The 910-nt window shown below is 20.5% G+C and carries 1 protein-coding gene and 1 pseudogene; both read left to right on the top strand.

The window, feature by feature from the left end; genetic code table 11:
- A pseudogene (locus OL66_RS03935) lies at nucleotides 1-289 on the top strand (hypothetical protein); the annotation flags it as partial.
- A 327-nt stretch (nucleotides 290-616) separates the two neighbouring features.
- Nucleotides 617-886: a GroES family chaperonin gene (locus tag OL66_RS00545; RefSeq protein ID WP_011160495.1), complete on the top strand. Its 270-nt coding sequence runs from the start codon at nucleotides 617-619 to the stop codon at nucleotides 884-886.
- Nucleotides 887-910: the final 24 nt, after the last annotated feature.

Raw genomic sequence — 910 nt, 5'->3', positions numbered from 1 at the left:
TAATAAAAAAAATATTATACGTTTATTAAGTATTTTAATTATAATTATGTTAATTCATGCTTGTCTTTATGCTATAAATGGTTATTTATGTTATTTGCCAAGTATTAAATATATTCTAAAAGATAATCCATATTATGATATCTTTTTTGCTAATGAAATAACTTCCTTTATCACTATTTTTGTTCTTAATTTAGAAACAGTTATTACTTGTAATTTATTATTATTTGGTTGTGTTATTTATCTTAATCCAAGATTAAAGATTATTTATCAAACTTATTTTTATGAATAAACAATAACATAAATGAATAAACAATAACATAAATGAATAAACAATAACATAAATGAATAAACAATAACATAAATGAATAAACAATAACATAAATGAAAAACTTTTTTTGCAATTCCCAATAAGACAAATTTAATAATATTTACCAAAAATATAAAATAAATTTTTGAATCCTCCAAACCAAATTATTTTTTTTAATACTTGCCAATTATTAAATCTTATGATATAATAAAAGTGCTTTGGCACTTAAATTATTTATTGCCAAAATTAAATCATTACAAAAATATTTTATTTGCTATAATAAATTATTAAATTAAAAGGAGTTTAATCATGAAACAAAAAACAATTATCCCTTTACATGACAATGTTGTTTTAAAATTGAAAATGGAAGAAACTAAAACAGCTAGCGGAATTATTTTGGCTTTATCAGAAAAAGAAAAATCCTCTGTTGGGGTTGTTGTTGGAGTAGGTTCCAAAGTTGAAGGTTTAAAAAAAGATGATGAAGTAGTTTATAAAAGCTATTCTGGTAGCAAAGTTACTTTAGGAGAAAAAGATTATTTAATTGTTGCTGTAAAAGATATTTTGGCACAAATTAAATAAGATAATATAGATAAGATAAATAAT

Origin of the sequence: Chrysanthemum yellows phytoplasma (genome assembly GCF_000803325.1) — a bacterium.
In the GTDB taxonomy this organism is placed as follows: domain Bacteria; phylum Bacillota_I; class Bacilli_A; order Acholeplasmatales; family Acholeplasmataceae; genus Phytoplasma; species Phytoplasma asteris.
The sequence above is the reverse complement of the archived record's forward strand: the minus strand, read 5'-3'. Positions and strand labels throughout refer to the sequence as shown.